Origin of the sequence: Sorangium sp. So ce375 (assembly GCF_051473855.1) — a bacterium.
In the GTDB taxonomy this organism is placed as follows: Bacteria; Myxococcota_A; Polyangia; order Polyangiales; family Polyangiaceae; genus Sorangium.
The window spans coordinates 1,248,700-1,274,504 of sequence record NZ_CP150335.1; the positions used below are offsets into that span (position 1 = coordinate 1,248,700).

General features: G+C 73.7%; 19 protein-coding genes. 5 read left to right on the forward strand and 14 right to left on the reverse strand.

Annotation, left to right across the window (positions count from 1 at the left end; translation table 11 throughout):
* Positions 1-9: 9 nt before the first annotated feature.
* From WME90_RS04815 to WME90_RS04870, 12 genes are all read right to left on the reverse strand, one after another.
* Positions 10-1,062 carry a PEGA domain-containing protein gene (locus WME90_RS04815; protein ID WP_437279879.1) on the reverse strand — a complete coding sequence of 351 codons (1,053 nt, stop codon included), beginning with the start codon at positions 1,060-1,062 and terminating at the stop codon, positions 10-12.
* Complete coding sequence (locus tag WME90_RS04820; RefSeq protein WP_437279880.1) at positions 1,059-1,943, reverse strand: hypothetical protein; 885 nt, start codon at positions 1,941-1,943, stop codon at positions 1,059-1,061. The genes WME90_RS04815 and WME90_RS04820 overlap by 4 nt, the downstream gene beginning before the upstream one ends.
* A gap of 358 nt (positions 1,944-2,301) precedes the next feature.
* Positions 2,302-3,165, reverse strand: coding sequence for a helix-turn-helix transcriptional regulator (locus tag WME90_RS04825; RefSeq protein ID WP_437279881.1), 864 nt, complete (start codon positions 3,163-3,165; stop codon positions 2,302-2,304).
* Positions 3,166-3,231: 66 nt separating this feature from the next.
* On the reverse strand, positions 3,232-4,062 hold the full coding sequence (locus WME90_RS04830; RefSeq protein ID WP_437279882.1) for a PP2C family protein-serine/threonine phosphatase: 831 nt from the start codon (positions 4,060-4,062) through the stop codon (positions 3,232-3,234).
* Between the two features lie 123 nt (positions 4,063-4,185).
* Complete coding sequence (locus tag WME90_RS04835) at positions 4,186-4,575, reverse strand: hypothetical protein (RefSeq protein ID WP_437279883.1); 390 nt, start codon at positions 4,573-4,575, stop codon at positions 4,186-4,188.
* Entirely contained in the window at positions 4,572-6,038 is a 1,467-nt protein-coding gene (locus tag WME90_RS04840; RefSeq protein ID WP_437279884.1) for a hypothetical protein, read from the reverse strand. Before WME90_RS04840 ends, WME90_RS04835 begins: the two co-directional genes overlap by 4 nt.
* A 269-nt stretch (positions 6,039-6,307) precedes the next feature.
* A complete protein-coding gene (locus WME90_RS04845) occupies positions 6,308-7,258 on the reverse strand; it encodes a PEGA domain-containing protein (RefSeq protein ID WP_437279885.1) in 951 nt (316 codons plus the stop codon).
* 113 nt (positions 7,259-7,371) lie between these two features.
* Positions 7,372-8,397 (reverse strand): hypothetical protein, encoded by a 1,026-nt coding sequence (locus WME90_RS04850; protein ID WP_437279886.1) that lies wholly within the window; start codon positions 8,395-8,397, stop codon positions 7,372-7,374.
* 124 nt (positions 8,398-8,521) lie between these two features.
* Entirely contained in the window at positions 8,522-9,229 is a 708-nt protein-coding gene (locus WME90_RS04855) for a sigma-70 family RNA polymerase sigma factor (RefSeq protein WP_437279887.1), read from the reverse strand.
* Positions 9,222-9,485 (reverse strand): hypothetical protein, encoded by a 264-nt coding sequence (locus WME90_RS04860; RefSeq protein WP_437279888.1) that lies wholly within the window; start codon positions 9,483-9,485, stop codon positions 9,222-9,224. The genes WME90_RS04855 and WME90_RS04860 overlap by 8 nt, the downstream gene beginning before the upstream one ends.
* A gap of 35 nt (positions 9,486-9,520) precedes the next feature.
* Positions 9,521-11,512, reverse strand: a complete 1,992-nt coding sequence (locus tag WME90_RS04865; protein WP_437279889.1) for a protein kinase domain-containing protein — start codon at positions 11,510-11,512, stop codon at positions 9,521-9,523.
* The gene (locus tag WME90_RS04870; protein WP_437279890.1) at positions 11,509-12,033 is read right to left on the reverse strand and encodes a hypothetical protein; all 525 of its coding nucleotides are present in this window, start codon (positions 12,031-12,033) and stop codon (positions 11,509-11,511) included. The genes WME90_RS04865 and WME90_RS04870 overlap by 4 nt, the downstream gene beginning before the upstream one ends.
* A 610-nt stretch (positions 12,034-12,643) precedes the next feature.
* Between WME90_RS04870 and WME90_RS04875 the strand changes: the two genes are divergently transcribed.
* The 3 genes from WME90_RS04875 to WME90_RS04885 all read left to right on the forward strand — a co-directional run bounded on the left by WME90_RS04875 (position 12,644) and on the right by WME90_RS04885 (position 20,709).
* Positions 12,644-13,492 carry a hypothetical protein gene (locus WME90_RS04875; protein ID WP_437279891.1) on the forward strand — a complete coding sequence of 283 codons (849 nt, stop codon included), beginning with the start codon at positions 12,644-12,646 and terminating at the stop codon, positions 13,490-13,492.
* A 198-nt stretch (positions 13,493-13,690) separates the two neighbouring features.
* A complete protein-coding gene (locus WME90_RS04880; protein WP_437279892.1) occupies positions 13,691-16,519 on the forward strand; it encodes a protein kinase domain-containing protein in 2,829 nt (942 codons plus the stop codon).
* Complete coding sequence (locus WME90_RS04885; protein WP_437279893.1) at positions 16,519-20,709, forward strand: DnaJ domain-containing protein; 4,191 nt, start codon at positions 16,519-16,521, stop codon at positions 20,707-20,709. The genes WME90_RS04880 and WME90_RS04885 overlap by 1 nt, the downstream gene beginning before the upstream one ends.
* Before the next feature lie 20 nt (positions 20,710-20,729).
* Here the strand turns inward: WME90_RS04885 and WME90_RS04890 are convergent, their stop codons facing one another.
* Positions 20,730-22,613: a S41 family peptidase gene (locus WME90_RS04890; RefSeq protein WP_437279894.1), complete on the reverse strand. Its 1,884-nt coding sequence runs from the start codon at positions 22,611-22,613 to the stop codon at positions 20,730-20,732.
* 386 nt (positions 22,614-22,999) lie between these two features.
* On the opposite strand from WME90_RS04890, the gene WME90_RS04895 reads away from it, so the two are divergent.
* Positions 23,000-23,827 carry a sigma-70 family RNA polymerase sigma factor gene (locus WME90_RS04895; protein WP_437279895.1) on the forward strand — a complete coding sequence of 276 codons (828 nt, stop codon included), beginning with the start codon at positions 23,000-23,002 and terminating at the stop codon, positions 23,825-23,827.
* Positions 23,828-23,998: 171 nt separating this feature from the next.
* Here the strand turns inward: WME90_RS04895 and WME90_RS04900 are convergent, their stop codons facing one another.
* Positions 23,999-24,820 carry an MBL fold metallo-hydrolase gene (locus WME90_RS04900; RefSeq protein WP_236644465.1) on the reverse strand — a complete coding sequence of 274 codons (822 nt, stop codon included), beginning with the start codon at positions 24,818-24,820 and terminating at the stop codon, positions 23,999-24,001.
* Between the two features lie 439 nt (positions 24,821-25,259).
* Here WME90_RS04900 and WME90_RS04905 point away from each other — a divergent pair, with 439 nt between their 5' ends.
* Positions 25,260-25,805 (forward strand): YdcF family protein, encoded by a 546-nt coding sequence (locus tag WME90_RS04905; protein WP_437279896.1) that lies wholly within the window; start codon positions 25,260-25,262, stop codon positions 25,803-25,805.

Below are 25,805 nucleotides of genomic sequence, written 5' to 3' on the forward strand. Positions count from 1 at the left end.
TTGAGGTTTTCACCATGCACCTACCGCGATGATGCCCGCCGTGCCTGGGCCGGCGGACGGCACCACACGCACCCGTGTTGCTGTCGACTTCTGAGGAGTCGGCCACACCGCGGCTGCGATCGCGGCGATAGCCAGCCCGCTCGACACGATGTAGCTGCCGAACGCGAGATCTCCCATCGTGCCTGCACGTGAGGCGGCGTGGCTCGTCTGTGTGCAGGTCTCCGCGAACTGTTCTCCTGGCTTGATGCACTGCTCGTTCGCTTGCGCGAGCACATCGCTGAATCGATGCGCATCCGCGCTTGCCCCGTTCGACGCCACCGTAAACCCCACCGCCACCCCGAGCCCCACGACGCTCGCCGCCCCCAGCGCGATCACGGGCACCCAGCTCCGCGCTGCGGGCGACGCCGCGGTGGTCTCCGGCAGCTTCGTCAGCGGCGCCTCGCCTGTCTCCGGCACCTTCATCGCCGTCGGCGGCGCGCCCGCCGCCTTCCGCTTGAGCTGCAGCTCTTTCTCGATCGTGCCGCCGGCCCCGAGCTGCGCCGTCATCTTCTGCGTCTCGTACCCCTCGTGCTCCACCGAGATCACGTGCGCGCCAGGCTCCACGAACACCGGATCCGCGAGCGGCGTCAGCCCTCGTAGCGTCCCGTCGACGAACACCCGCGCACCCTCCACGTCGGTGCGCACCACCAGCGTCCCCACCTTCGCCCGCGCCTCCTCGAACCGCTTGGTGAGCGTTTCCCGCAGCGCCGGCTTGCCGCCCGCGGGAAACTCACGAAGCGCATACGCCAGGTGCTCCGCCGCGCTCGGCGCGTCGCCGAGCACCAGCTCGACGTCCCCCAGGTTGGCGGCCACGTCGTAGCTCCTCTTGAGCTTCCAGGCCGCGAGGTACGCGTCGCGCGCCTCGGCCCACCTCCGCTCGTCGTAACGCGCGTTGCCTTGCTCGAACAGCGCGCGCTGCTGCGTGACGACATCGGCCGTCGGCTCCGCCGCGCGCGCCTCCGAGCCCCACGCGAACGGCGCCGCGAGCGCGGCGCACAGGATCCACATCGTTCTGCTCTTCATGATTCGACTCCGAACATGCGCGTCCGCTGTTCCACCGGCGGCGGCGTCGACGTTGTCGCCGCAGGCGGCGTCGCCGGCGGCATCCCGGCGGGAGGCTCGGCGGTCGCAGCCGACTCCGGCTTGACCTGTCGCCGCTCCTCCAGGGCCTTTACCGCATTGCTTGGCGCTGGCGGCCGCTTTCTCGACGGCGCCGCGAGCGCGCCGCTCACGGTGGGAGCCGTGTTCTCTGGGCGGTTGGCGCTCCCCGCGGGCGCACTGCTCGACGCCGGCACCTCGCTCACCGGCGGCGTAGCGCTCATCGGCGGCGTAGCGCTCATCGGCGGCGCGCCGCTCGTGGCCGCCGTACCAGTCACCGTCCCACTCTCGCTCGCCCGCGCCGTCTCTCCGGCCGGCGCCCCTTCCTTCACCCCGCACATCGCGGCGGCCCCGATCCCCGCCGCCAGCGCCAGCGCCGCCACGGCCGTCCCGGCGCGCCGCACCTTCCACGGCCCGGCCCCCGTCTCGTCCTTCTCCTCCGCCGCCTCGCTCCTCGGCCGGTGCGCCGACGGCAGCGCGTTCTTGTCGATCACCGCCGCCGCTGCCGGCGCGTCCACCGCCCACGGGCTCCCGCCGCCGCTCTTCTCTCCGGCGCTCTTCCCGCCGCCACCCTTCGCGCCACCCCCGCGCGCCGCCCCCTTGCGCGGCGCCATCGCCTCGCGCAGCCGCGCCGCCGTGCTCGGCTTCTCCTCGTGGTCCACCCGCACGTTCACGCGCGGCTCCCGCGGCGGCGGCCCTTGCTTCGTCCTCTCCCACACCGCGTACGCCTTCCAGTACGCCTCCACCTCGTCGCGCAGCTCCGGCTCGATGTAGATCACCCCCGTCCGGAACGCCGGGTGCGACACCAGCTGGCTCGGTGCCGGCGCTGGGCTGGCCGGCGCGCCGGCGTCTGGCTCGCTCGCCGCGCCTCCCGCCGCCTCGCGGTCGCCGCGCTCGTCCCGGTCCTCGTCCTGAATTGATGCAGAGATTGGTGCAGAGCAGAGAAGCGACAACAGCAGGAGAGTGATCGATGCCCCACCCCGGTCCGTGCTCGGCCCTGCGGGCCTGCGCGCGGCCCGCCCGCCCCATGTCCCGCGCTCCGCGCGGGACGGGGCGGGTGCGTCCGTCGCCAGTGCCTCGGTTGTCATGGAATTGCCGCTCACGTCACCCGTCTCCCAGCCGCGCCAGCACACACGTCACGGGATCCCGGAGGCAGAGATTTTCTCACCCATGGCGCCCTACTCCCGGGAGCGTCGTGTTCAGTGGAGAGCGCTCTGCTTCCTCCCAGTCGGACACATTGGCAGCGCTCGCCCCTCCTTCGTCGGGCTGTAGCGGGAAGCTCGTCAACGTCCCAGCGCGACGGGCGAGCTCTTCCCCCGTGGCGGCGCGGACAGGGCGCGGTGGCCGGAGCTGCGGCGCTGGAGGCGGCGGGAGCTTCGCCCGCGGGTTCCTGGCCGCGAGCTCGGGAGACGGCACCACGGGCGGAGGAGTGTCGAGCGCGCGGGGAGGTACCGTCGACGGAGGCGGCGACGCCGGGCTCTCGCGCCTGGTGACGGGCTCGCCGACCTGAATCACCACGGTATCCTCCGCGTCCGTTCGGCGGTCGTCGTGCAGCCGCCAGAGGCGCTCCCAGTACCGCGCCGGCGTGCCGGTGAAGGTCTCCAGCTGCCGCGCGAGGCCCGGCGTCATAGGCAGGTCGCTCCTGAGCAGCCGCTCCACCGCCCTCGGTTCCAACCCCGTGCACTCGGCCAGCTTCCTCCTCCACGAAGGCGTCGTCGCGCAGAACGACTCGAGGACCCTTCCCGGCCAGGGGACGGGGCGCCCTCGGGCGTCTCTCAGCTCGGCGAGCGCCGCATCGACGTGACAGTCCAGGAGGCGCCGGTAACGGTCCCGCTCCCCCGCTGCCTGCTCCTTCGCATCGGTGAGGGCTGCCTCCTCTTCATCATGCGCCTGCTCGCGCGCCTCACGAAACCCCCGCTCGCGTCCCAGCGCTTCGCGCGCGGTGACCGCGAAGCCGATCGCGACGCACGCGATCATTGCGAGCCCGAGCGGCGAGACGAGCCACATTGCACCCAGCATGTCCTCCATGTTCCCTCCTCAACCGTGAGCCTTCTTGTCCGCTGTACGGCGGAGCCAGGCCTTGTGCTGCCCGACCTAAAGCATCTCCTCGAATCCGCACTTCGTCGCGCCTGCCACGGCGCGCCGTTTCGCCCCGTCTCCCAGCCGCGCCAGCACGCACGTCACGTTGTCCGGGCCCCCGTGCTCGTTCGCGAGGTCGATGAGCAGCTCCGCCGCAAAGCCCAGGTCGCGGTGCGCCCCGAGGATCCCGGCGATCCGCCGCTCGGGCACCGGGCCCCACAGCCCATCCGAGCAGACGAGAAAGACATCGCCCGGCAGGGTCGCCTCGACCCGCGACTCGATTTCGACGTTCTCGTCGGCCCCCAGCGCGCGGGTGATCGTCCTCGCCCGATTGCTCAGCGCCTCGACCGCCTCCCGCGCTCCGTCGCCGGCGCCGAGCAACTCTTCGAGCAGCGTGTGGTCTCGCGTCAGCCGCTCCAGCTTTCCGTTACGCAGCCGGTAGACGCGCGAGTCGCCCACGTGCGCGATGTACGCCATCCCCGCCCCGAGCAGCACGCCCGCGAAGGTCGTTGCCATCCCGCGCACCTCGTCCCGCCGCTGGCTCGCCTCGTAGATCGCCCGGTTGGCCTTCCGCACGCTCAGCACCAGCCGTATCTCGTCCCGGTCGTGCGGCGTCGCCGTGCCGTAGGGCCACGTCTCCTCCAGATCGCCGTCCTCCTCGAAGCAGCTCTTGACCACCTCGATCGCCATTCGCGACGCGACCTCGCCAGCCGCATGGCCACCCAGCCCATCGGCCACCATGAACAGCCCGAGGCACGGCAGCGCTGCGAAGCTGTCCTCGTTGTGGCTACGGCGCCGGCCCACGTCCGACTGCGCTGCCGCCTCGATGGCGAGCTGTGGATACACCTTCGTCCTCCTCGCGCGCTCGTCTTCGGGACGAGCCGAGCCATGGCGCGCCGCAGACGGCGACGCGCGTTCTCCTCGATGCGATCAGGCCGCGCCGCGCGCGGCCTTCACTACGTCGCTACCTCAGCGCAGCCGCAGCGTCGCCAGCACCACGCCGCACAAGACTCCCAGCACGAAGAGCACGGTGCCGACGAGCGCCAGGCGCGAGCTGCGCCGCGCGGTCTCGCCCTTGTCCGGCACCGCGCTCACCCACGCCTCGTCGTCCGCCTCCTGCGTGGTGGCTCGCTCCTCGGCGGCCCACTGCTCCACCTGGCTCGCCAGCCGCACGAGCAGCGCCTCCATCCGGGGGTCCTCGACCCCATAGATCTCCATGACCCGTCGGGCACGCTTCTCCGCGAGCCGCTGCGTCTCCGCCGCCGGCGTCGTCGCGCACCACACCGGATCCATCCACGGATCGAGCGAGGCTGCCGGATCCGCTCGCAGCTGGGCGCGGATGTCCTCCATGCTTTTCATGGCGTTGACCCCTCACACGGCGCCTGCGCCGCGAAATCCCAGCAAACCCCGCTCGCCCCCGGCGCCCCGGCGCTCACGGGCGGGCCGCCCGGCGCGGCGTTGCCGCCGTCGCCCGCCGTGCCGGGGGTGAAAGTGACCGCCAGCGCTTCGCTCGGCGCCGCCGCATAGGCGATGCCTACGGCGTGGCCGCCTCGGCCGCCAGCGCCTGAGCCGCCAAGACCGCCTCGGCCGCCTCGACCGCCATCGCAGCCGGGGATTGACTCTCCCAGTCCCGACCTATCACCGCCGGCACTACCTGCACCTCCAAGGGCACCCGGTTGTCCGCTCGCTCCATCCCCACCCTTGCCCGCCTTGCCGACGGCGACGGTTACGTCCGTCAGCACCAGCTTCGTTCCGAGGCTGAGGATGCCGACGCTCGACCCGCCGGCCTTGCCGCCGCCTCCTCCTTTACCGCCGCACCCGCCGGCGCCGCCCCCGCCGCCGCTCGCGCCGGGGCCCTCCACGATGTCCGCGCCTGGCCTGCAGAAGAGCCCCGATTTCGCCCCGCCGCCGCCACCTCCCCCTTGACCCTTCTTCCCACTTGTGCCGGTATCACCGTCACCGCCTGCGATGCCCGTCAGCGTCAGCGTCGTGCTGCTGCCGGCGAGGCCGGCGACGCCGGCTCCGCCTGGCTCGCCATCCTCGCCGCGTCTGCAATTGCCGGCTGCATTGGTTTGCCCAGCGCCGCCCAGCCCGTACTCGTCGGGGTTCGGCTCCGGCATCGGTGCGCCGTCCTCTCCGCGCTGCCCGTTGCCCTCGTCCATCCCCGGGGTTCCGCCGCGCCCGCCTCGGCCGCCAGTCGTCCCGCCGTCCTCGCACGTCGTCACGCCGGGGTCGCCGCCGAGGACGAGGCCACACGCGTTCCCCACCGCTCCCGCCGGCGCTCCCGCCTGTGGTGCCTCCGTCGGAGTCGCCCCGTTCTCGCCGTCCATCCCGTCGCCCGCCGTCACATCCACCTGCGCGAGCTCCGCCTCGACGTCGGCGACCGCGACGCCGATCGACGACCCGCCCGGCAGCGTCGCGCTCGCCGCGCGCACCGCGAAGCCCCGCACCTTCGCCCCGCTCGCTCCCTCCGTCAGCGTCAATGCGATCTCATCCGCGGGCCCCTCGAGCGCGCTCCGCGCCTCGGCGCTCCACGTCCACCCCGCCCCGCAGTCGAAGCCGCCGATCACCTCGACCTCGGCTCCGATCGTCACGCTCTCCGGGAACGCCCCGCTCGCGCACGCAAGCACCCGCTTGCCGTTCGCGTTCGCGATCGCTTCCCCGAGCGACGCGTACGGCTTGTCCTTCGTTCCATCCCCACCTGCCTCGGCGCTCGCGTTCGCGAACACCGCGCACTCCTCCGTCACCGTGCTCGCGTTCTCGGTCGGATCCGCATCGCACATGGCGTTGCTGCCGCCGCCACCGCCGGAACCGGTCGGCACAGTATCGAGACATATGCCCAACAAGCACTCCGGTGGCTGGACGAAGCATCCCGCTCCGCTCGCGCCGAACACCGTCCCGAGCATCATGATCGCCCCACTCATCCACCGCGCGCGTCGCATCGCAGCCATCCTCGAAGAAGGTCGAACGCCTTGACGAGACTTCGCGAATGTCGCCACCGGCGTCACGTGAGCCTGTCCTGTTCGCGCCATCGTCCCAGCCCCGCACTCTCTCGCGTCCATGCGCTCCATCCACCGCCTCTTTCGCGGCGCTACCACGCGCTCGTCACCACGAAGCCGCCGCCGTGTGCCGCGAACATCGGGCTCACCGTCACGTGTCCCGTCCGCTGGGCAGGCTCCGTCGCCAGCCAGGCATAGGCCGCCGTTCCCAAGCCCACCGTCCCCGCGCCGATCCAGGTCCAGATCGCCGCATTCCACATCGCGGACGCGTCGTCATACCGCTCCACCGCATCGCGGCAATTCGCGGTGCGCTGCCCCGCGGCGCACGCGTAAATGCCTCCTGTGCTCGTCAACTGGTCTCGTTGGTCACTGGCGGCGGACCACTTGCTCGCGGCCACCACCGCCAACACGGTTCCGACGCCGGCTGCAACGCCAGTCGCAACCGCACCGCCAGTGATCACCGCGCGCCTCGGCCCGCCTGCGTGCTCCTCCGCGCCGCCGGCTGGCGGCGCCATCGTCGTGTCGAGCGGCTTCGCCGGCGGTGTGCCCGCCGGCTTCCGCTCCATCGGCACCCTGTGCTCGATCGTGCCACCGGCCCCGAGCTGCACCGTCGTCTTCTTCGTCTCGTAGTCCTCGTGCTCCACCGAGAGCGTGTGCGCCCCCGGCTCCACGAACAGCGGATCCGGCAGCGGCATCACTCCCCGAAACGCCCCGTCCACGAACACACGCGCACCGTCCACGTTGGTGTGCACCACCAGCGTCCCCACCTTCGCCCGTGCCTTCGCGTACGCTGCTTCTGCTCGGGCGCGCTCCTCCGCCGTGCTCGTCGTGTCCTTCTTCAGCTCGCGCACGTAGAGCGCCAGGTTCTCGGCGGCCTCGCGGTACCGGCCTAGCTGGAGCTCGCAGTCGCCCAGGTTGCCGACGATCGTGTAGTGCGGGTGCAGCGCGCGTGCCGCCAGGAACAGGGCGTGCGCGGCTTCCCAGCGCGACTCAGAGACCGCCTGGACGCCGTCATCGTAGAGCTTTCGAGCTTCTTCGGTCATGGCCTCCGTGACATCTGCACGGGGCCGCTCGGGCGGGCCTGCAAGCCCCGAAGGGCTCCATGCGAGAGCGACGATGAGGCTGGCGATGGCTGCGGAACGGTGAAGGGTCATGGCTAGAACTTGCGCTTGGGTTGCATTGCAGAGGGCTTCGATGTCGAGAGTGGTTCGGCTGCTCCAGCCGCAGAACTCGGGACCGGCGCTGGCGCCGACACAGCGGACGCGACCGGCGCCTGGGCGGTGGCGTCGGGCGCCGTCGCGGGTGAAGCCTGCCGCTCCGGCGGCTGCGCCGCGGGGGCCCTCTGTGCCGGCGCGTGCGCCTCCGGCGCCGGCCTCCGGCGCGCTGCGCCCACGGCTTCGTTCCGATCCGCGGTCACGACGGGCGCTGCGCGCTCGACGGGCGCCTCGGGTGCTCCGTGCCCCGACGTGCTCGCCGCGACGGCAGCCGCTTCGCTCGCCGTGCTCTCGCCGCGCGGCGCCGCGGCCTCGCTCGCCGCGTCGGCCGCCGCGCTCGTCGCGCGCTCCCCGCTCGCCGCCGCTTCCGGCGTCGACCCCCGCGCCGCGCTCTCCACCGGCGCCTTCTCCTTCGCCCCGCACATCGCCGCGGCCCCGATCCCCGCCGCCAGCGCCAGCACCGCCGCCACCGTCCCGGCGCGCCGCGCCATCCCCGGCCTGGCGTCCTTCTCCTCCGCCGCCTCGCTCCTCGGCCGGTGCGCCGACGGCAGCGCGCTCTTGTCGATCACCGCCGCCGCTGCCGGCGCGTCCGCCGCCCACGGGCTCCCCCCGGCGCTCTTCTCCGCGCCGCTCTTCCTGCGCGCCGCCCCCTTGCGCGGTGCCATCGCCTCCCGCAGCCGCGCCGCCGTGCTCGGCTTCTCCTCGTGGTCCACCCGCACGTTCACGCGCGGCTCCCGCGGCGGCGGCCCTTGCTTCGTCCTCTCCCACACCGCGTACGCCTTCCAGTACGCCTCCACCTCGTCGCGCAGATCCGGCTCGATGTAGATCACCCCCGTCCGGAACGCCGGGTGCGACACCAGCTGGCTCGGTGCCGGCGCTGGGCTGGCCGGCGCGCCGGCGTCTGGCTCGCTCGCCGCGCCTACCGCCGCCTCGCGGTCGCCGCGCTCGTCCCGGTCCTCGTCCTTCACCGCCTCGCCTCCTGTCCGTGCCGCCGGCCCCTCACCGCGATCCATCGTCCCTGCGCGCGCGAATTCTCATCTTTCTCATCCCCGATCGACCCGTCGCCGATCGACCCGCCCGCCCGCCGCCCGCTCACAGCTCGTCCTCGCGCGGCGGCGGCTCGGTCACCCCGGCCGCGCGCAGCAGCTTGCCGAGCCGCACGAGCGCCCGGTCGTGGACCCGGTACGCGCCCGGGTGCGGGATCCGGAGCGCGCCGCCGATCTCCGCGAGCGGCCGCCCCTCCACGTAGCGCATCGACAGCACCTCGGCCTCGCGCGGCGTCAGCCGCTCCAGGGTGCGCCGCAGCAGCGCGTGCGCCCGGCCGTGGCGCTCGCGCCGCGACAGCGCCTCCTCCCCGGTCTCCGGCGTCGCCACGCCGGCGGCCGTCGCGAAGACGCTCGCCGCGAGGCCGTCGACATGGTCGAGGAGCCGCTCCTCCGCCTTGCCGTCGACGTCGGTCATCACGTCGCCGTGCCGCCGCTGCCGCGCGATGTAGTCGTACCCGCCCTGCAGGCAGAGCGCGACCACCCGGTCCTGCTCCCGCGCCTCCCGGAGGTACCCGTCGAGCATCGCGCCCCGGATGCGGTGCCGCGCGAAGCGCGGGAAGCTGTCGTCCCGCGCCGGATCGTAGGCGAGCGCCGCCTCGATGAGCCCCGCACGGCCGAGCGACATCAGCTCGTCGAACGAGAGGTGCCTTCGCAGCCTCGGCGAAAGCCGGCGCGCCGCGCCGCTCACCTCGTGCAGCGCCGACGCCGCGAGCGCCTGTTGCGCCGGCGTGAGCCTCGCCTCGGGGTCAGCCATTTTCGCCGCCCCCCGCCTTGCGCCGGGGCTCCCCGGCGCCGTCCCGGGCCGCCACGCCGCTCCCGAGCGGCGCCGCGCGAGGCCGCGCGCGCTCCAGGAGGTCTCGCCCGACCTCGTCCTCGGTGAGCGCCTCCACGAGCAGCTCGCGCATGGTCTCGATCACGTCGTGCGGCGCGATCCCGCGGTAGCGCGCGAGCGTCCGCTCGACCACCTCGTCGAGGAAGGGATCGGTCGCGCTGGGTTCGTCGTTCGACATGTCCTCGCTCCTTGCTCGTCGCTCTGCGCTCACCCTCAGAAATTGGGCTTGTTCCCGAACGGCAGCTCCTCGTGTCGCCTCGCCCGGGGCGGTGCCGGCCCGGCCGGCGCCGGGGCGCGCCCGCTCGAGGGCATCGGGTAGATGTCCTCCTCCTCGTCCGGGGAGATGCCCTTCTGCCCGCCACGCCCCTTCGACGTGAACAGCCAGTCCCACGGGCGCCGCGCGGGCGCGCGCGCCGCCCCCGCGACCGGACGCGCCCGTGTTGCCGGCACGCTCGGCGGCGCCGGCACGCTCGGCGGCGCCGGCACGCTCGTCTGCAGTGGCGCCTTCGCCTGCGCCGGCGTGCTCGCCTCCGCAGGCGCGCTCGGTCGGGCCGCCGTCCCCGTGGATTCGGCGGGAGGTGACGGCGCGGCCTCGGACGCCTCGACGCCGAGGGGTTCGGCTGCGCTCTCCGGCACGCGCGCGTTCGGCGGCGCCCCGGTCTCGTGGGCGGCGCGCGTGGCGTGCATGGCGTTGGAGCGCGCCGGCGCCGCCGGCGCGCTCGCGACGACCCCGCCGGCAGACGCGGCCGGCACGGCCCCGCTCTCGGAGGCGGCCATCGCAGGGCGCTCGCGGCGCACATGGATGTACAGCGCTGTCGCGGCGCCCGAGACGGCGATCGCCAGCACCGCCGCGACGGCGCAGCGGTGCAGGAGCTGCGCTCGCCAGCGCCTGTCGGCGACGCGGTCCGTCGCCGGCAGGCCAGGTCCCACGAGGCTCGCTCCCTCGGCTCCCGGGGACGATCGCACCGTGACCGGCCCGGGGGTCACGAGCAGCGGCCAGCCAGGGTCGGCCCCCGGCGGCGCGCTCCGCGGCGGGGGCGACGGAGGAGCCGAAGGCTGCGCTGGCCGCGCCGCGTGCTCCTCGCGCGCCGCCGGCGCCGTGTCCACGTCATCGCGCGCATCGCTCCCGCCGAGCTCGGCCGGGGCTGCCGGCCCGGGGACGATCACCCGGCTCTCGTCGAGCTGCGGCGCCGTGATCAGCCGCTCGGGCGATCGCGGACCGTGGTGCTCCCGCCGGGCCCCCGGCGTCCCTGGGTCCGGCCCCGCGGCGAGCCGGCCGGCGCGCACGTCCGACAGGTAGCGCTCCCGGAGCTCGCGCAGCGCGCTCGCCGCCGCGCCGGCGTGCCTGAAGCGCTCGACCGGCCGCTTCGCCAGGCCGGTCTGGACCACCGGCCAGACGTAGTCCGGGATCGACGGCACGATCTCGTGCACCGGCACCGGCATCCGCAGCATGTGCGCCGCCACGAGCTGGCCCTCGCTGGGCATCCCCGAGAGCCCCCGGCCCGTGGCGAACACGTAACGGCCGGCCAGGAGCTCGTAGATCACCAGCGACAGCGCGTAGACATCGCTCGCCGGCGAGCACGGCTCTCCCCAGCACTCCTCCGGCGCCGTGTACGCCGTCGTGCCGAACCGCTGGCCCGGCCGGGTGCTCGGCAGACCGTCGACCCGGATCTTCGCGATGTTCAGGTCGAGCAGCTTCACCTCGCCGTGCCGGTCGACGAACACGTTCTCCGGCTTCACGTCCCTGTGCACGATCCCGAGGTCGTGCGCCGCCGCGAGGCCGTCGGCGATCTCGATCCCGATGTGGAGCGCCCGCGCGATCGGCAGCGGCGACTCCACCTGGCAGATCCGGCGGAGCGACTGGCCCTCCAGGAGCTCCATGGCGATCCAGACCGTGCCGTCGGGCAGCGTGTCGGCGCTGTGCACGGCGACGATGTTCTTGTGCCGCAGCCGGCAGAGCGCGATGGCCTCCTTGTGGGCGCGCTCTCGCACCTGCTCGGAGCTCGCGTAGTGCGGGAGCAGCAGCTTGAGCGCGACGCGCCGCTGCGTGAACTCGTGGACCGCCTCGTAGACGACGCCGACGCCGCCCGCGCCGATCGCCCGCACGAGCCTGTGGCCCGCGACGGTGCTCCCCGGAAGATAGGTCGCCGGCGGCGAGGACGTCCCGGCGTCGTCGTCTCGCGTGCTGCGCTCGCCCTGACTCATCCAAGCCACCCCCGCATCAAGAGCGCGCCGACCATACCAAAGAACGCCGCGGTCGCGGCGACGGCGAGCCAGCTCGCCACGGGCGCTGGCGGACGCGGAGCGAGCGCCTGCGCGGACGACGCGCGCCCCTCCGTCGGATCGGAGCGTGGAGCCCGGCGGACCGGAGGACAGGGCACTTCGATCACGATGGGTCGCGTCACGACAGGTCGCGTGACGGCCGCCGGTGCGACCGGCGCGAACGGCGACGGCGACGTCGCCACGGGCACCGGCGCCGTCGCCACGGGCACCGGCGCCGTCGCCACGAGCACCGGCGCCGTCGCCAGGGAAGCGGGCGGCGCCTGGGACGGCTGCCAGGGAAGAGGCGAATCCGGGCGAAACGACGCGGGAAGCGGCGCGGTGAGCAGCGGGGCCGGAGAGGGCGCGATGCGACCCAGCGGCCCGGCGGCGCCCTCGCCGGCGCGAAGGACCTCGTCCAGGGGCACGGTCGCGAGCGAGCATTCGATCGAGCTGCGGGCGGTCACGGCCAAGTTCCTCTCCAGCGAGTGCGGGCATGAGCGCAGGCATGAGACGGCGGCGGCGACGGATCCCGGGCGCGACATCCGAAGGGGTCGTCGCTCCTGCCTTCGGTGGGTACCATCGACCTTGCGTGGCCGATTTCTCAGAAAAGAGATCGGTCTCGGGAAAACCACGGGCGGCTGCGGGTGCGGCTGCGCTCCCCGAGGGCATGGCTGCGCAGACTGGACTCGTCGGACACGCCACGCCGGCATCCGGACGCGCCGCCGCGCCATCCGGACGCGCCGCCGCGCCATCCGGACGCACCCCCGCGCCATCCGGACATACCGCCCGTCATCCGGACGCGCCGCCCCTCATCCGGACATGCCATGCCGTCATCCGGACGCGCCGCCGCGCCATCCGGACGCGCCGCCCCTCATCCGGACATGCCATGCCGTCATCCGGACGCGCCGCCGCGCCATCCGGACACCGCAGCTCCACCCGATCGCCGCGGATGTCTCCGGCCCGCATCCGGAACAGCACGTTTCGAACTGGACATCTCTGCGAGCGAGCTCAACCTTGCTGCTTCGCGCCGCGCCGGAAAGGCGCGGGACGCAGGAGGAGGGAACAGGCATCGCCATGGCAAAGCAGGGAAAGGACTACGATCGCTGGGTCAAGGCCGCCGAGACGGGGCGGACCGACAACCCGCTGAAGGTGCCGTACGACGTCGCCGTGCGCGAGGCGGTCGCCGCCGCGGCGTTCGTGGAGAAGTACTGGGAGCCCGACGGCGATCGCCCCGGCCTCAAGCGGGTCAAGAGCCGCCTGCCCGCGTCGACGAGCGAGGAGCTGCTCTCCATCGTTCACGCCGTGCAGGAGGCGCAGACGCGGCTGCTTCTCATCATCGATCCCGCGGTCACCGATGTCGGAGAACGCGCCCGGTTCGTCGTCGATGAGCTCGAGTCGGCGCTCGAGTTCCTGCTGGACGACGACGTCGACGAGCCCGCCGACGCGCAGCTCGCGCGCATCAAGGAGTTCCACGCGCAGGACGGCCAGCGCTCGAGCGCCCTCTCCCAGGCGCTCCGCGATTACGCGGGGCTCGCGGAGTCGCTCAAGGACCGCCTTGTCGAGGCGGACGAGGAGTTCGACGTGCGCCTCATCGCCGAGGCCAGGAAGCTCGCGGAGGATCTGCAGCGGCGAGCGCTGGAGACGGCCCCCGAGGCCGGCGCCTCGGCCGCCGCGGCCACGATCCGCAACCAGATGCTGCACCTCCTGGTGGACCGCGTCGCCGCCGTCCGGAAGACCGCGGCGCACGTCTTCCGGCGCCACCCCGAGATCGTCCGTGAGGTCACGAGCGCCTACGAGCGGCGCCGGCGCGTGGCGGCGCGGCGCGAGAAGGCCCGCAAGGCCGCCGAGGTCGGACAGGCCAACGGCAAGCCGGCGGCGGCGCCCGCGGCCCCCTCGACATCGACCGGCGGTCAGCCCTCCTAATCCCGGCCGGCTCGCCGCCCGTGCGGCGCTTCATCGCATCCCCGGCCGGACTTCCGGCGGTGGAAAGAGCTACCGTACCAGCGATCGCCCTGCACCCGCCTGGCGCCAGGAAACGGTAAGGCGCACCGCCTGCCCCCCGAAATCCGGAACCTGGTGAGGGCGCGGAGGTGATACGATTTCCCGCCTTCCGGTGGCCGAATGACCTCACGTGGCGTCATCCCCGAGTCCGTCATCCCTCCGCCCTCGGAAGTCACGGACGCGCCGGACGAGAAGCAGCGGGCGCGCGCCCGCCTCGGGATGACCGTCAAGAACAAGTGGCGGATCGACTCGCTCCTCGGCGTGGGCGGCATGGCGTCCGTGTACGCCGCGACGCACCACCGGAACGGCTCGCGCGCCGCGCTGAAGATCCTGCACGCCGAGTTCGCGCGCGACGTCGGCATCCGCGACCGGTTCCTGCGCGAGGGCTACGTCGCCAACAAGATCGATCACCCGGGCCGGGTCGCGATCATCGACGACGACATCACCGAGCAGGACGAGCCGTTCCTCGTGATGGAGCTGCTCGACGGGGAGACCGTGCAGCAGCTCTGGAAGCGCAAGAACCGGAAGCTCCCCGTCGCCGAGGCGCTCTGGATCGCGGGGGAGGTGCTCCTCACGCTCGAGAGCTTCCACGCGGAGGGCATCGTCCACCGCGACCTGAAGCCCGCGAACATCTTCATCACGAAGGACAACGTGGTGAAGCTGCTCGACTTCGGCGTGGCGAGGATGCGCGGCGCGCCCGGCGACAAGACAAAGGCGGGCACGGCGCTCGGGACCCCGTCGTTCATGGCGCCCGAGCAGGCGATGGGGCTGACCGAGGGGGTCGACGGGCGGGCGGATCTCTTCTCGATCGGCGCGACCCTGTACGCCGTGCTCAGCGGGCAGCGGCTCCACCAGGGGCGATCGGACAACGAGGCGTTCATCCTCGCCGCGACGACGCCGGCGCCGTCGCTCGCCAGGATCGCGCCCGAGCTGCCCGCCCCGGTCATCGGCCTCGTCGACAAGGCGCTCGCCTGGGACAAGCGCAACCGCTTCGACTCCGCCGCGCAGATGCGGCAGGAGGTGCTGCGCGTCCTCGAGGAGACCGGCGCGTCCGTCCCCCGCCGCTCCTCGCCGCACAGCACGAAGCGCCCCCCGCCGGACGACTCGCCCACGGCCGTGGGGATGCGGCAGGCGGAAGAGCCCGCGCCCCAGGACGAGCCGGCCGAGGCGGAGCCGGACGATCCCGCGGTCACGCGGCTCGTCGAGGTGTTCCGCCGCATGGAGCGGCTGCTCCCGGCGGTGCGTCACTACGGCTTTCGCCATCCGGACGCGGACAACAAGCTCCGCGCGACCTTCCAGGCGATCGTGGAGGCGCTGCGCGCGGACGGGAACCTCGTCCACTGGACGCTGACGCCGTACGCCTTCGAGCACCGCCGGCGGACGGTGTGGGAGCCGTCGCACCCGCTCGATCTGGTCCCGTACAACCTCTTCGCGGCCGGCGTGCGGCGCGTCCAGCTGCTCCCCGGCATCACCGAGGACGAGCTGCGCGCGCTCTGCGAGGTGCTGCTGCTCGATCCGCTGCGCGACCTCCCCCCGGAGGACGACGTCGCGGCCGCCCTGTGGGAGCGCCGCCTCGAGCACGTGCGCTACGACGTGGTGAGCATCTTCGTCGAGGGGGACGCGGCCGATCGCGAGCAGTTCTGGCACGAGGCCGACGATCTGGAGGGCATGGCCCGGCGCGCCGCCGAGGAGAGGGCGAACCGCGCCGAGGCGGCCGCGATGGTGATCGACACCGACGCGGCCGCGCTGCGGGCGGCGCGCCGCGCCGCGAGCGCGCTCGCGCTCGACCCGGTCGCGCAGCGCGCGCTCGGCACGCAGCTCGTCATGAGCCCGGACCGCTGGAGCGAGCGCTTCGTCGAGGTCGTGGCCGACGCCTTCCTGAACGCCAAGCGCTACAAGGACGTCGAGCTCGTGACCGAGCCGATGGCCGCCTCGGCGCGCGATCTCATCCTCGCGCGCCGCTTCGACGTGCTCTTCGGGATGCACGACGCCATCGAGAAGGCGCTCGACGCGCTCGCGCCCAAGCCGCAGGGGGGCGCGCTCGCGACGGAGCTCGCCCGGGGGATGTTCCCGCCCGACACGATGCGGCTGCTCCTCCGCGAGGCGACGCGCGTCGTCACGACGGCCGCCCCCGGCGGCGCGGCGCAGCCCGCGCCGGTGGACCTCGATCTCGTCGCGCAGCGGCTCGCGCCCATCCTGCACAAGCTCGGCAGCGAGACCCTGCCGGTCGCGATGGAGGTCGTGGGGCACACCGGCCACGAGGCGCTGCGCCGCGCGCTGCTCGGCCACGTCGAGCGGACGCTGCCCGGGCACGAGGAGGGCGTCGTGGACGCGCTCATGACGCTGGATCTCGACGTGGCCCGCCCGATCCTCAAGATGTTCGCCGCGTCGCGGACGCAGGGCGCCCTGGGAGCGCTCAAGCGGCTCTCCGGCTGCGCGAACGCGGCGCTCCGCTGCGAGGCGATCGCGCACCTCGCGACGAGCCCCGAGCAGATCCGGGACGAGCTGCTCTCGCTCGCCGAGTCGGCGCCGCCCGACGTGCGCGTCGCGGCGCTCCGGACGCTGGCGCACCACCAGGTCCGCGCCGCCGGCCCGCTGCTCGTCCGCCGCGTGCAGGACGGCTCGTTCCACCAGCTCACGCTCGACGAGCGGCGCGAGTTCCTCGGCGCGCTCTACACGCTGAACCCGGCGCGCGGCGAGTCGGTCGCCGTCGAGCTGCTCCAGCGGCACGGCCTCCTCGCGGACGACGCGGCGGAGCAGACCCGCTGCCTCTCGGCGGAGCTGCTCGGCCGCGAGGCGCGCTCGCAGGAGGCGCTCGACGCCGCGCTCGCGGCCGCGAAGCGGCGGCCCTGGAACAGCCAGGCGCTGCGCGACGCCGCGGGCGCCGCCGCCGAGGCCATCGCGGCGCGGCTCGGCAAGCGGATCTCGACCGCGGGGGAGATCCCGTGATGGCGCCCCAGGTCGACGTCATCAGCCAGAACGTGTCGGAGAACATCCGCCGCGAGCAGGCGCGCGAGCTCGCCGCCAGCGTGGTGCAGGCCCTCTTCCGGCTGGTGAAGCTCTCGACGCTGCACGCGATCGACAACCAGGCGATGGTGCGGCAGGTCGAGGAGACGGTCTCGCTGGTCCAGGACTTCGGCCAGCGCTCCGGTCACAACGTCTCGATCCTGTTCACCCGCGGCTCGGTCTTCGTCTCCGGGCAGCTCCTCAAGGCGAACCGCGCCGTCTACGAGGGCGCGCTCGAGCTCGGCGACATCCTGAGCCGCTGCGGCTACTCCGAGCTCGGCGTCGCCAAGGACGTCCGCTCGAGCGATCTCTACGCGCTCGCCTCCGCGCTCGCCGAGGCCCTCCGCAGCAGCAAGCCGGCGCTCGTGGATCGCCCGGCGCCGCGCGTCCGCCTGCGCGCCGTGGACGAGGCCGTGCTCCGCCGCGAGGTGGCGATCGATCGCGAGGGCGACGAGACCTCAGCGATCGTGCGGACCTACGCGACGGCGATCGTGATCATCCGCCGGTTCTACGACGATCTGCGGAGCGGCCGGTACACCCTGCGGCAGGGCGTCAAGCGCATCACGCAGCGCCTCGTCGACCTCTCCGCGAACGAGACGCCGGCCTTCCTGGGCGTCACCGCGCTGCGCAACCAGAACCACGACGACGCAGGGCGCGCCGTGAACACCGCGATCCTGAGCCTCGCGATGGCCCGGCAGATCACGAGCGACGTGGTCCTCCTCCAGCGGCTCTCGATGGCGGCGCTGCTCTTCGACATCGCGCGGCCGCGGCTCACGGGCGCCGCGACGAGCGGCTCGGGCGGGCTCGTCCCGCAGCTGAGCGAGCAGCAGGAGGCGGACGTCCCGGCGGGCACGGCGGTCGTGCTGACCGCGCTCGGCCTCGTCAACGAGCCCAGCGTGATGCGCACCGTCGTGGCCTACGAGGCGCACTGGGTGCGCCGCCAGCCGGCGCTCGGCCCGGTCTACCGCGGCCTCCGCCAGCCGACGCTCCAGGCGCGGATCCTCGCGACCGCCCGCGCCTTCAACGACCTCTTGACGGCGGCCCCGGGCGAGGCGCCGCTCTCCGCCGACGAGGCCATCGCCAAGCTCGAGCAGGAGGCGGCCGATCCGGCGGACCGCACGGTGCTGCGGCTGCTCGTGGGCGCGCTCGGCATCTTTCCGACCGGCACGCTCGTCGAGCTCTCGACCGGGGAGGTCGCGCTCGTCGTGCAGACGCCGGCGCACCCGGCGCGGTACTCGCAGCCGCGCGTCCGGCTGGTCCTCGACGCCTCCGGCGGTCCCATCCCGCGCGCGCTCGAGGTCGATCTCGCCGAGCGGCCTCGCCAGGGCGAGCCGCCGCGGCACATCCGCCGCATCGTCGCGACGAGCGACGACCCCGCCGCCGCGTCCATGCGCGCCCACGCGGCGATCCAGGAGGCGCCGCAGGTGTCGCTCCGCTCGCAGGCGCTCGCGGCGGAGCCGCCGCCGATCCGCGCCGCGGCGGCGTCGCCGCTCGCCAACCTGCGCATGCCGCAGCAGCAGATCACGCGGCCCTCGTCGCCCACGCTGCCGATGACCAACGCGCCGGCGAGCCGGAGGACGCAGCCGCGGCCCGGCGACGCCGCCCGCGGGCCCGAGGCCTCGCAGGGGGCGCTGCCCGACGACGGCGCGGACGCCAGGATGCTCGCGGATCTGCCGCCCGCGCCGTCCGGCATGCGCTCTCCGACCTTGCGGCCAGGGCGCACGACGGCGCGCTGGCCCGATCCGCCGCATCTGGAGCCCGCCGCGGTGGCGGAGCCGTACTCGCCCCCCCGGGGCGCTCACGGAGAGGAGTCGTGGTCGGTGCAGACAGACAGCGATCCGGATGAGATCCCCGAGGAGAGCGCGCGGCCGTCCGCGGGGCGTACCCGCCCCTGGGGAGAGCAGCCGCAGCCGCAGCGGCGCGAGCGAAACCCGGTGTCCGATCTGCCTCCGTCGGCCATGGCCGGCCCGATCGCCGTGCTGTCGTTGCCGGGTGATCCGCCGACCGCGGAGGGCACGCTCGCGCGCACGCCGCTCGTCCACCTGCTCGTGTACATGCTCGACCGGCGGCTCACCGGCACCACGTGCTTCATCGACCCCAACGGCGTCCGCCACGGCATCTTCTTCAGCGACGGTGTGCCGGCCAAGATCTGGACCGGGACGATCATCGCCCCGCTCGATCGGGTGATCCTCGATCTCGGCCTCCTCGACGAGGCGACGCTCCGGGAGACGCTCCGGGACATCACGAGGCGGCGGGTGCTGCACGGCCGGCTGCTCATCTCCCGGGGCCTCCTCGACAGGGAGACGGTGTTCGGCGTGCTGCGCGAGCAGCTCGTGCGCAAGCTGGTCGCGCTCTACGATCTCTCGCCAGCGACGCGTTACGCCTACTACGACGGCCAGAACCTGCTGTCGTCCTACGGCGGTCCGGATCTCATCGGGTGCGAGCCGCTCGCGGTGATCATGGCGGGCGTCCGGCTCCAAGCCGACGATCCGCTGATCGACGCGACCCTGGACCGGATCCAGAACCGGCAGCTCGGGCTCCACGCCGAGGCCGAGATGAAGCGGTTCCAGCTTCACCGCGACGAGGAGGCCATCGTCGACCTCCTGCGGATGCGGCGCATGACGCTGCCCGAGCTGCTCGCGGCCGGCGTCGCGCAGGAGCGCGTCGTGCGGCTGACGATCTATGCGCTCGCGATCACGCGGCACCTCGATCTCGGCGCGCCGGGCCGGCGCCCTGTCGGGGTCGGCGGGCCCGCTGGGCCCGGCCGGGAGCGGGCCGCTGGCGCGCTCCCGACCGACGCGGGGCCGGCCCCGCAGCGCGACCCGTCGGGTGCGGCGGCGCGCTCGCCGCGCCCCGCCGCGGGCTCGACGAGGCCCGGTCCGCGCCCGGCGCGCGGCGAGGGCGAAGGCCGCGCACCGCAGAGGCAGCCCGACGACGCCGCGATCCCGCCCAGCAAGCGCGCAGGGGTCCCGGTCGCCCCGCGCCGCTCGACGGCGCCGCCCCCATCCGCGGCGCAGGAGGCGGCAACGTCGAGAGGCGCGCCGATCCCGAGCCCGGCGGCGCCCTTCGACCCGCGCGCGTCCGGCGGCGATCCGGGCGGTTACCGCGGCATCGATCCCAAGGCGCTGAGGCCGCCGCCTGCGCCGACCTTCGCCAGCCCGCGCGCGCAGCCGCCGCCCCCGCAGGCGCCCACCGTCAAGATGTCGGCGGTCGGCGCGGAAGGCAGGGCCGCGCGAGGGGCAGGGCGCGCCGAGGCGGCGTCGCCGGTACCTCCGGCGCGCGCCCCGGAGCCGGCGAAGCCGCAGGGGCCGCAGGCGCTGGCGCCCGATCTCCCGCCGCTGCCTCGCGCCGCGCCGAGCCCCGAGATCGCCGCGCGCCGCGCCGAGATCGAGGCGCGCGCCGCGTCGATCGACGGCGAGAGCTTCTTCGAGATGCTCGGCGTCTCGGAGGACGCACCTCCGGAGCGCGTGCAGAGCGCCTATTTCGCGCTCGCCAAGCGGTGGCACCCCGACCGGACGCCGCCGGAGCTCCAGGACGTCAAGCCGCTCGTCGCGCGCGTGTTCGCCCGCATCAGCGATGCCTATCAGACGCTGAGCGATCCGAAGCGGCGCGCCGAGTACCTGGCGCCCAAGGAGGCACCGCCCCCCGCCGAGGACGAGCAGAGGATCGCCCGCGTCGTCGACGCCGCGCTCGAGTTCCAGAAGGCCGAGATCCTGCTCAAGAAGAACGACCTCCCGGGCGCCGAGGCCCGCGCGCGGCGCGCGCTGAGCGCCGATCCGGATCAGCCCGAGTACACGACGTTGCTCGTCTGGATCCAGGCGCAGCGGCGCGGCGACTCGCCTGCGCTCGCGGAGGGGGCCACGAGCGCGCACTACGACGACCTGATCCAGACGCTGGATGCCGTCCTGGAGAAGGAGCCTCGCTACGAGCGGGCCCTCTTCTACCGCGGCATGCTCCTCAAGCGCTCGGGGAGGCTCGACAAGGCGATCGGCGATTTCCGCCTGGCGGCAGAGCTCAACCCGAAGAACCTCGACGCCATCCGCGAGGTCCGCCTGCAGGAGATGCGGAGCCGCACGAGCAACGATCCGACGCCCACCACGGGCGGCCTCCTCGGCAAGTTCTGGAAGCGCTGACGCGCGTCAGCGCACGCGCGTCAGCGCGCTGCCGCGGGCACCGCGCCGAGCGACCGCAGCGCGCGGCAGACCGTCTCGTCGCGGCACGGCCCTATCCGCCCCGCGTGCGCCGGCCAGGGCACGTCGTGCACGCGGTGCAGATCGCGCACGTCGGGGCCTCGCCACGGGCCGAGCGCCCTGTCCACGCGCGCCTCTCGCTCGTTCGTCGCCGGCAGCGAGAGCTGCACCTGCGGCACGATGCCCACCTTCTGCACCGGCGCGCCGTCGGGGAGCGCGTAGAGCAGCGTGGTGAGTCGCAGCACGCCGACGTGGGCGTCGTCGTCGAGGTATTCCTGGGCGCACCCCTTGCCGTAGGTGCGATCGCCGATGATCACGCCGCGCCGGTAGCTGCTGATCGCTCCGGCGATCATCTCCGCCGCGCTCGCGGAGTCGCCGTCGACGAGCACCGCGAGCGGCCCGCTCCACCCGCGCTCCTCCGGGACGTCGGGCGAGCGCTCCACCTCGACGCCGCCGTCGCGGCGCCGCATCGGGAACAGCGGTACGCCCGGCAAGAACAGCCCTAGCGCGGCGATCGCGCCGTCGGTCGAGCCGCCGCCGTTCGCGCGCACGTCCAGCATCACGCCCCGCGTGTCGCCCTGCGCGCGCGCGCGGCGGAGCGCCGCCGCGACGCGATCGCCGAGATCGTCGGGCACGTCGGGGATGGCGATCACGGCGACCTTGCCGTCTCCGTAGCGCACCAGATCGAGCGGCAGCTCCGAGGGCGCCGCCTCGGACGGCGGCGGTCCGGCCGGGCGCGGCGCCACGGTCAGCTCGAGGGGCGCCGCGACGCCACGGCGCAGCAGCGCCACGCGAGCGGTCGTCCCGGGGTGCACGTCGGACAGCACGGCGAGCTGCTCGGCCTGCTCGACGCTCATGCCGGAGATCGGCAGATCCTGGATCCGGATCACCACGTCTCCGTCCTCGAGCGGCGCGAGCGCGCCGCGGTCGATGCGCACCCCGATCGCGGTGCGCGTCATCTCCTGCCAGAGCCGGGCCGGCGGGTGCGCCTCGAGGTCCAGATCGTAGATGGAGACCTCCTCTTCGAGCGGCGCCCAGGCGCCGTGCGCGTCCAGCTGGGGCACGTAGGCGCGCACCGCGGCGGCGATCACCGTGCGCGCCCAGCCGTCCTCGCTCATCGAGGGCGCCGCGCGCTCGCGCACGGCGTCGGCATAACGGGCGAGCGGCTCCCCGAGGTGCGCTCGCAGCCCGCCGACCTCCCGACCGAGCTTGCGGGCGAGGTCCCGGGCGCTGCGCGTCACCTCGCCGTCCTCGAACGGCGCCGACGACATCAGCTCCCACGCCGCGGCGTGGGTCGCGGGCGGGCTGGCCAGGCCGCGCCGGTAGCCGTCATCGAAGAGCGTGTCGAGCTCGTGCGACCACCGGGCGAGCTCCTGGCCCACGCGCAGCGCCGCGGCGCACGGCCCGCTGCCCACCGGCGCCTGCAGCTCGTCCAGGAGCGCGGCGGCTTCCCGCCGCAGCGAGGCTCCCACGGGCGCGTCGGGCGCGACCGACCACAGCCCGTGCGGATCCAGCCAGTCGGACGTCGCTTCGGCAAACTTTGCGGGATCGACGCGGAGCGGCGGAGCGGCCAGCGTGGTGCGGGCCTGGGCGACGATGGCGCGGGCCTGATCGCAGCCGAGCGAGGTCGGTGCTCCGGTCGGGACCGCGATGCCGCGATCGAGGGCGTTCGGATCACAGCCGACGCCATCGATCTCCTCGTCGTCCGGCGCGACGGTGTGCAGCAGGGGCTGCGCGATCCCCCGCCGCGCCTTCGCGAGGGGGATCTCCGCCTCGCGCGAGAGCAAGGCGACCGTCGCCAGGCCTGCGGCGATGCACGCGACGGAGCTCGCGACGCGTGTCCTCACTGCTCCCCGGATATCACGATGCGGCGCGGGGGGGCAGGGGCGACCGCGGAGGCGTCCGCGCGGAGAGGGCGCGCGCGCTCGACGCGGACACCGCCGCCGACGCTCGCCGCCTGGAGGTTCGGCGCGCACCTCGTTCGCCTCGTTCGCTGCTCGCGCGCCGTGGATCTGGGCTCAGCGCTGCGCATTCGTGCTCCTCCGCTTTCCCGCAAAGCTTTCGCTTCCGTCGGGGGATCCGAACACGTTGCGCATTCCAGCGCAAAAAAAGGCGATTTCCTAGGGTTTATCCCGGCATCGCGCCTGCATCTGTGGCGGTGCTGCCCGCCGGCTCGCAGGGGTCCGCAATCCAGTCCCCCTTGATCGGCGCGCGGCGGGAGAGCGAAGAGATCATGAGCGCCACCTGGGATCGTGCGGCATTCTCGGCTTATCGTACAGAGCTCGCGAACTACGCCACCCTGAGCCCGGACGCCGAGCGGGAGCTCGCGCTCCGCTGGCGAGCTGGTGACCGGGACGCTGGCCGGCGCCTCATCGAGGCGTGTCTGCCGTTCGTGATGACGATCGCTCTCGAGTACCGCCGCTGGGGGCTACCGATGGAGGACATCGTTCAGGAGGGGAACATCGGCCTCCTGAAGGCCGCGGAGCGCTTCGATCCGGACCGCGGGTGCCGCCTGGCGACCTACGCGGCCTACTGGATCCGGGCGGAGATCCGCGAGCACGTGGCGCGGGGGTACCGGATCGTGCGCCTCGGCTCGTCGAAGAGCGAGCGGCGTGCGCTGCGCATCTACCGCAAGACGCACGAGAAGGACCCGGCGGTGCTCGCGGAGCTGAGCGGCCTGTCGGAGGAGCGGGCGGCCGAGCTTCTCCCGCTGCTCATGGCGCGCGACGTCAGCCTGGAGCGCTCGCCGACCGAGGACGGCGTGGCTCCGGTGGAGCGGCTCGCGTCGAACACGCACACGCCGGAGGAGGAGGCCTGCGCCGCCGACGAGCGCGCGCAGCTCTCGCGCGCGCTGCTCCAGGTCGTGAACGAGCTGTCGCCCCGCGAGCGCAGCATCATGAACCAGCGCTGGCTGACCGACAGCCCCGTGACGCTCGAGCAGCTCGGCGCCGACTTCGGCGTCAGCAAGGAGCGCGTGCGGCAGATCGAGGAGCGCGCGAAGAAGCGGATGCGCGCGCGCATTGAAGAGATCACCCGAGAGCCCATGGCGAAGAGCGCCTAGGGCGCGGGGCAGGAGAACGCCGCGCCGGCGTTGCGGTGCGGTGAGCCCCGCGCCGGCGCTGCGGCGCGGGAGAGCCCCGCGCCGGCGCTGCTGGGGCGGCGCGCAGTCGCCCGTCGTCGCGTGCGGACGTGTGGCGAGTTTTGCGCGCTGCGAGCCTGGCGAGGCGGCGCGCTAGATCTCGATGACCGTGCCTTCGCGCGCGGCGATGGTGTTGGGGAAGAGCTCGCGGGCGCGCATCTCTTTCTCGCGCACCATCGCGTCGGTCTGGTTGGGGTCGTGGTGGTGCAGGACGAGCTGCTTGGCGCCCGCCGCCTTCGCGAGCTCGCAGCCCGCGACGAACGTGGCGTGACCCCAGCCCGTCTTCGGGCCGCCGCCCACCTCGCCCGCGTACTCCTCGGGCGTGTACATGGCGTCGAAGATCAGCACGTCGGCGCCCATCGCGAGCTTCTTCAGCTTCGGATCGACGATCGCGTAGTGCTCGGAGTCGGTGATGTACACGACGACCTTGCCCTCGTGCTCCACGCGGTACGCGTACACGCCGTTCGGATGGTTGCCGCGCGCGTTGGTCACGCGCACGTCGTCGTTCGGGCCGATCGTGACCACCTCGCCCTCGTAGAGGTCGCGGAAGGTCATCGCCGCGCCCATCTCCGTGAGGTGCACCGGGAAGCTCGGGTAGTCCATCTGTCCGGCCAGCGTCTCCTCGAGCGTCCGGGAAACGTTGAGGCCGCCGTACAGATGGATCTTGTTCCCGCGTACGAACGCGGGCGTGAAGAACGGGAAGCCCTGGATGTGATCCCAGTGCACGTGACTGAAGAACATCCAGGCTTCGAAGGGCATCTCCTTGACCAGCTCCTGGCCGAGGAGACGGAGCCCCGTCCCGCCATCGAGGATGACCAGCGTTTCACCGGCACGAATCTCATAGCAGCTCGTGTTGCCGCCTACTTCGACCGTGCCTGCACCGGGCGTGGGGATGCTTCCGCGAACCCCCCACATCTTGATCCGCATCCTGCCTCGCTCGCTGAACCCCGCCCGTTTCAAGGTAGAGCTATTAGATTCCGAGCGCGGGCAGCGTCAAGCCGCCTGGTGCACCGAGAGCAAGGAAGGTCGCAGACGTGGAGACCTGGCCGGGGGAACCGGGCCAAGGCGCCAATGTAGTTGCGGGATAGGCGCGGGCCCCGCGCCAGGCCACGCCCGCTGCTCGGGGGCGGAAGCGCGCGCGGCGGAAGGGCGGCGGAAGGGCGGCGGAAGGGCGGCGGGGCGCGGGCGGAGGCGGCGGGCCGGAGGCCCAGGCGGCGGCGAGAGGGGGCCTGAGGGCGGCGGCGCAGGCATGGCCGCGGCAGGGCCCGCGGGCGGCGCGGGCGCCGGCGGAGGGCTGGACGATCGAGCGCAGCGGGCGCGCGACGGCCACGGCCGATGGGCTATGGTCGGGCGCATGCCGCTCAACGCGGACGCCATCGTCGTCCTCGGCTGCAGGGTGCTTCCATCCGGGCGCCCCGCGGCCCCCGGCGCGCGCCGCGCGGCGCGCGCGGCAGAGGCCTACCGCGACGGGGTCGCGCCGTGGGTGATCGCCAGCGGCGGGCGCCGCTGGGGCGCGCAGATCGAGGCGCGCGTGCTCGCCGCCGAGCTGCAGCGCGGCGGCGTACCGGCGCACGCGATCCTGCAGGATCTCTGGTCGCTGACGACGCACGAGAACGCGATCTTCAGCGCGGCCCTCCTGCGCCGCGCGGGCGCGCGGCGGGCGGCGATCGTCACCTGCTCCTGGCACATGGCGAGGGCTCTCCAGAACTTCCGCGACGTCGGGATCGACGCCTGCGGCCTGCCAGCGCCGCGCGTGAGCGAGCCGATGGTTGCGCGCGCGTTGCAGCGCGGTCACGAGGTGGTCTCGACGTGGCTCGACGCGCGCGCGATGCGCCGCAGGCGGGTCCTCAGCGAGAGCGCCGCCTGGCTGCTCGACACAGCTCGTCAGGGTGAACCGTGA

Coding starts and splice junctions, on each gene's coding strand:
- WME90_RS04845 (WP_437279885.1), bottom strand. CDS start 7,258: ATGACCGAAGAAGCTCGAAAGCTCTACGATGACGGCGTCCAGGCGGTC.
- WME90_RS04825 (WP_437279881.1), bottom strand. CDS start 3,165: ATGGAGGACATGCTGGGTGCAATGTGGCTCGTCTCGCCGCTCGGGCTC.
- WME90_RS04905 (WP_437279896.1), top strand. CDS start 25,260: ATGCCGCTCAACGCGGACGCCATCGTCGTCCTCGGCTGCAGGGTGCTT.
- WME90_RS04835 (WP_437279883.1), bottom strand. CDS start 4,575: ATGAAAAGCATGGAGGACATCCGCGCCCAGCTGCGAGCGGATCCGGCA.
- WME90_RS04815 (WP_437279879.1), bottom strand. CDS start 1,062: ATGAAGAGCAGAACGATGTGGATCCTGTGCGCCGCGCTCGCGGCGCCG.
- WME90_RS04865 (WP_437279889.1), bottom strand. CDS start 11,512: ATGAGTCAGGGCGAGCGCAGCACGCGAGACGACGACGCCGGGACGTCC.
- WME90_RS04875 (WP_437279891.1), top strand. CDS start 12,644: ATGGCAAAGCAGGGAAAGGACTACGATCGCTGGGTCAAGGCCGCCGAG.
- WME90_RS04900 (WP_236644465.1), bottom strand. CDS start 24,820: ATGTGGGGGGTTCGCGGAAGCATCCCCACGCCCGGTGCAGGCACGGTC.
- WME90_RS04895 (WP_437279895.1), top strand. CDS start 23,000: ATGAGCGCCACCTGGGATCGTGCGGCATTCTCGGCTTATCGTACAGAG.
- WME90_RS04855 (WP_437279887.1), bottom strand. CDS start 9,229: ATGGCTGACCCCGAGGCGAGGCTCACGCCGGCGCAACAGGCGCTCGCG.
- WME90_RS04885 (WP_437279893.1), top strand. CDS start 16,519: ATGGCGCCCCAGGTCGACGTCATCAGCCAGAACGTGTCGGAGAACATC.
- WME90_RS04880 (WP_437279892.1), top strand. CDS start 13,691: ATGACCTCACGTGGCGTCATCCCCGAGTCCGTCATCCCTCCGCCCTCG.
- WME90_RS04860 (WP_437279888.1), bottom strand. CDS start 9,485: ATGTCGAACGACGAACCCAGCGCGACCGATCCCTTCCTCGACGAGGTG.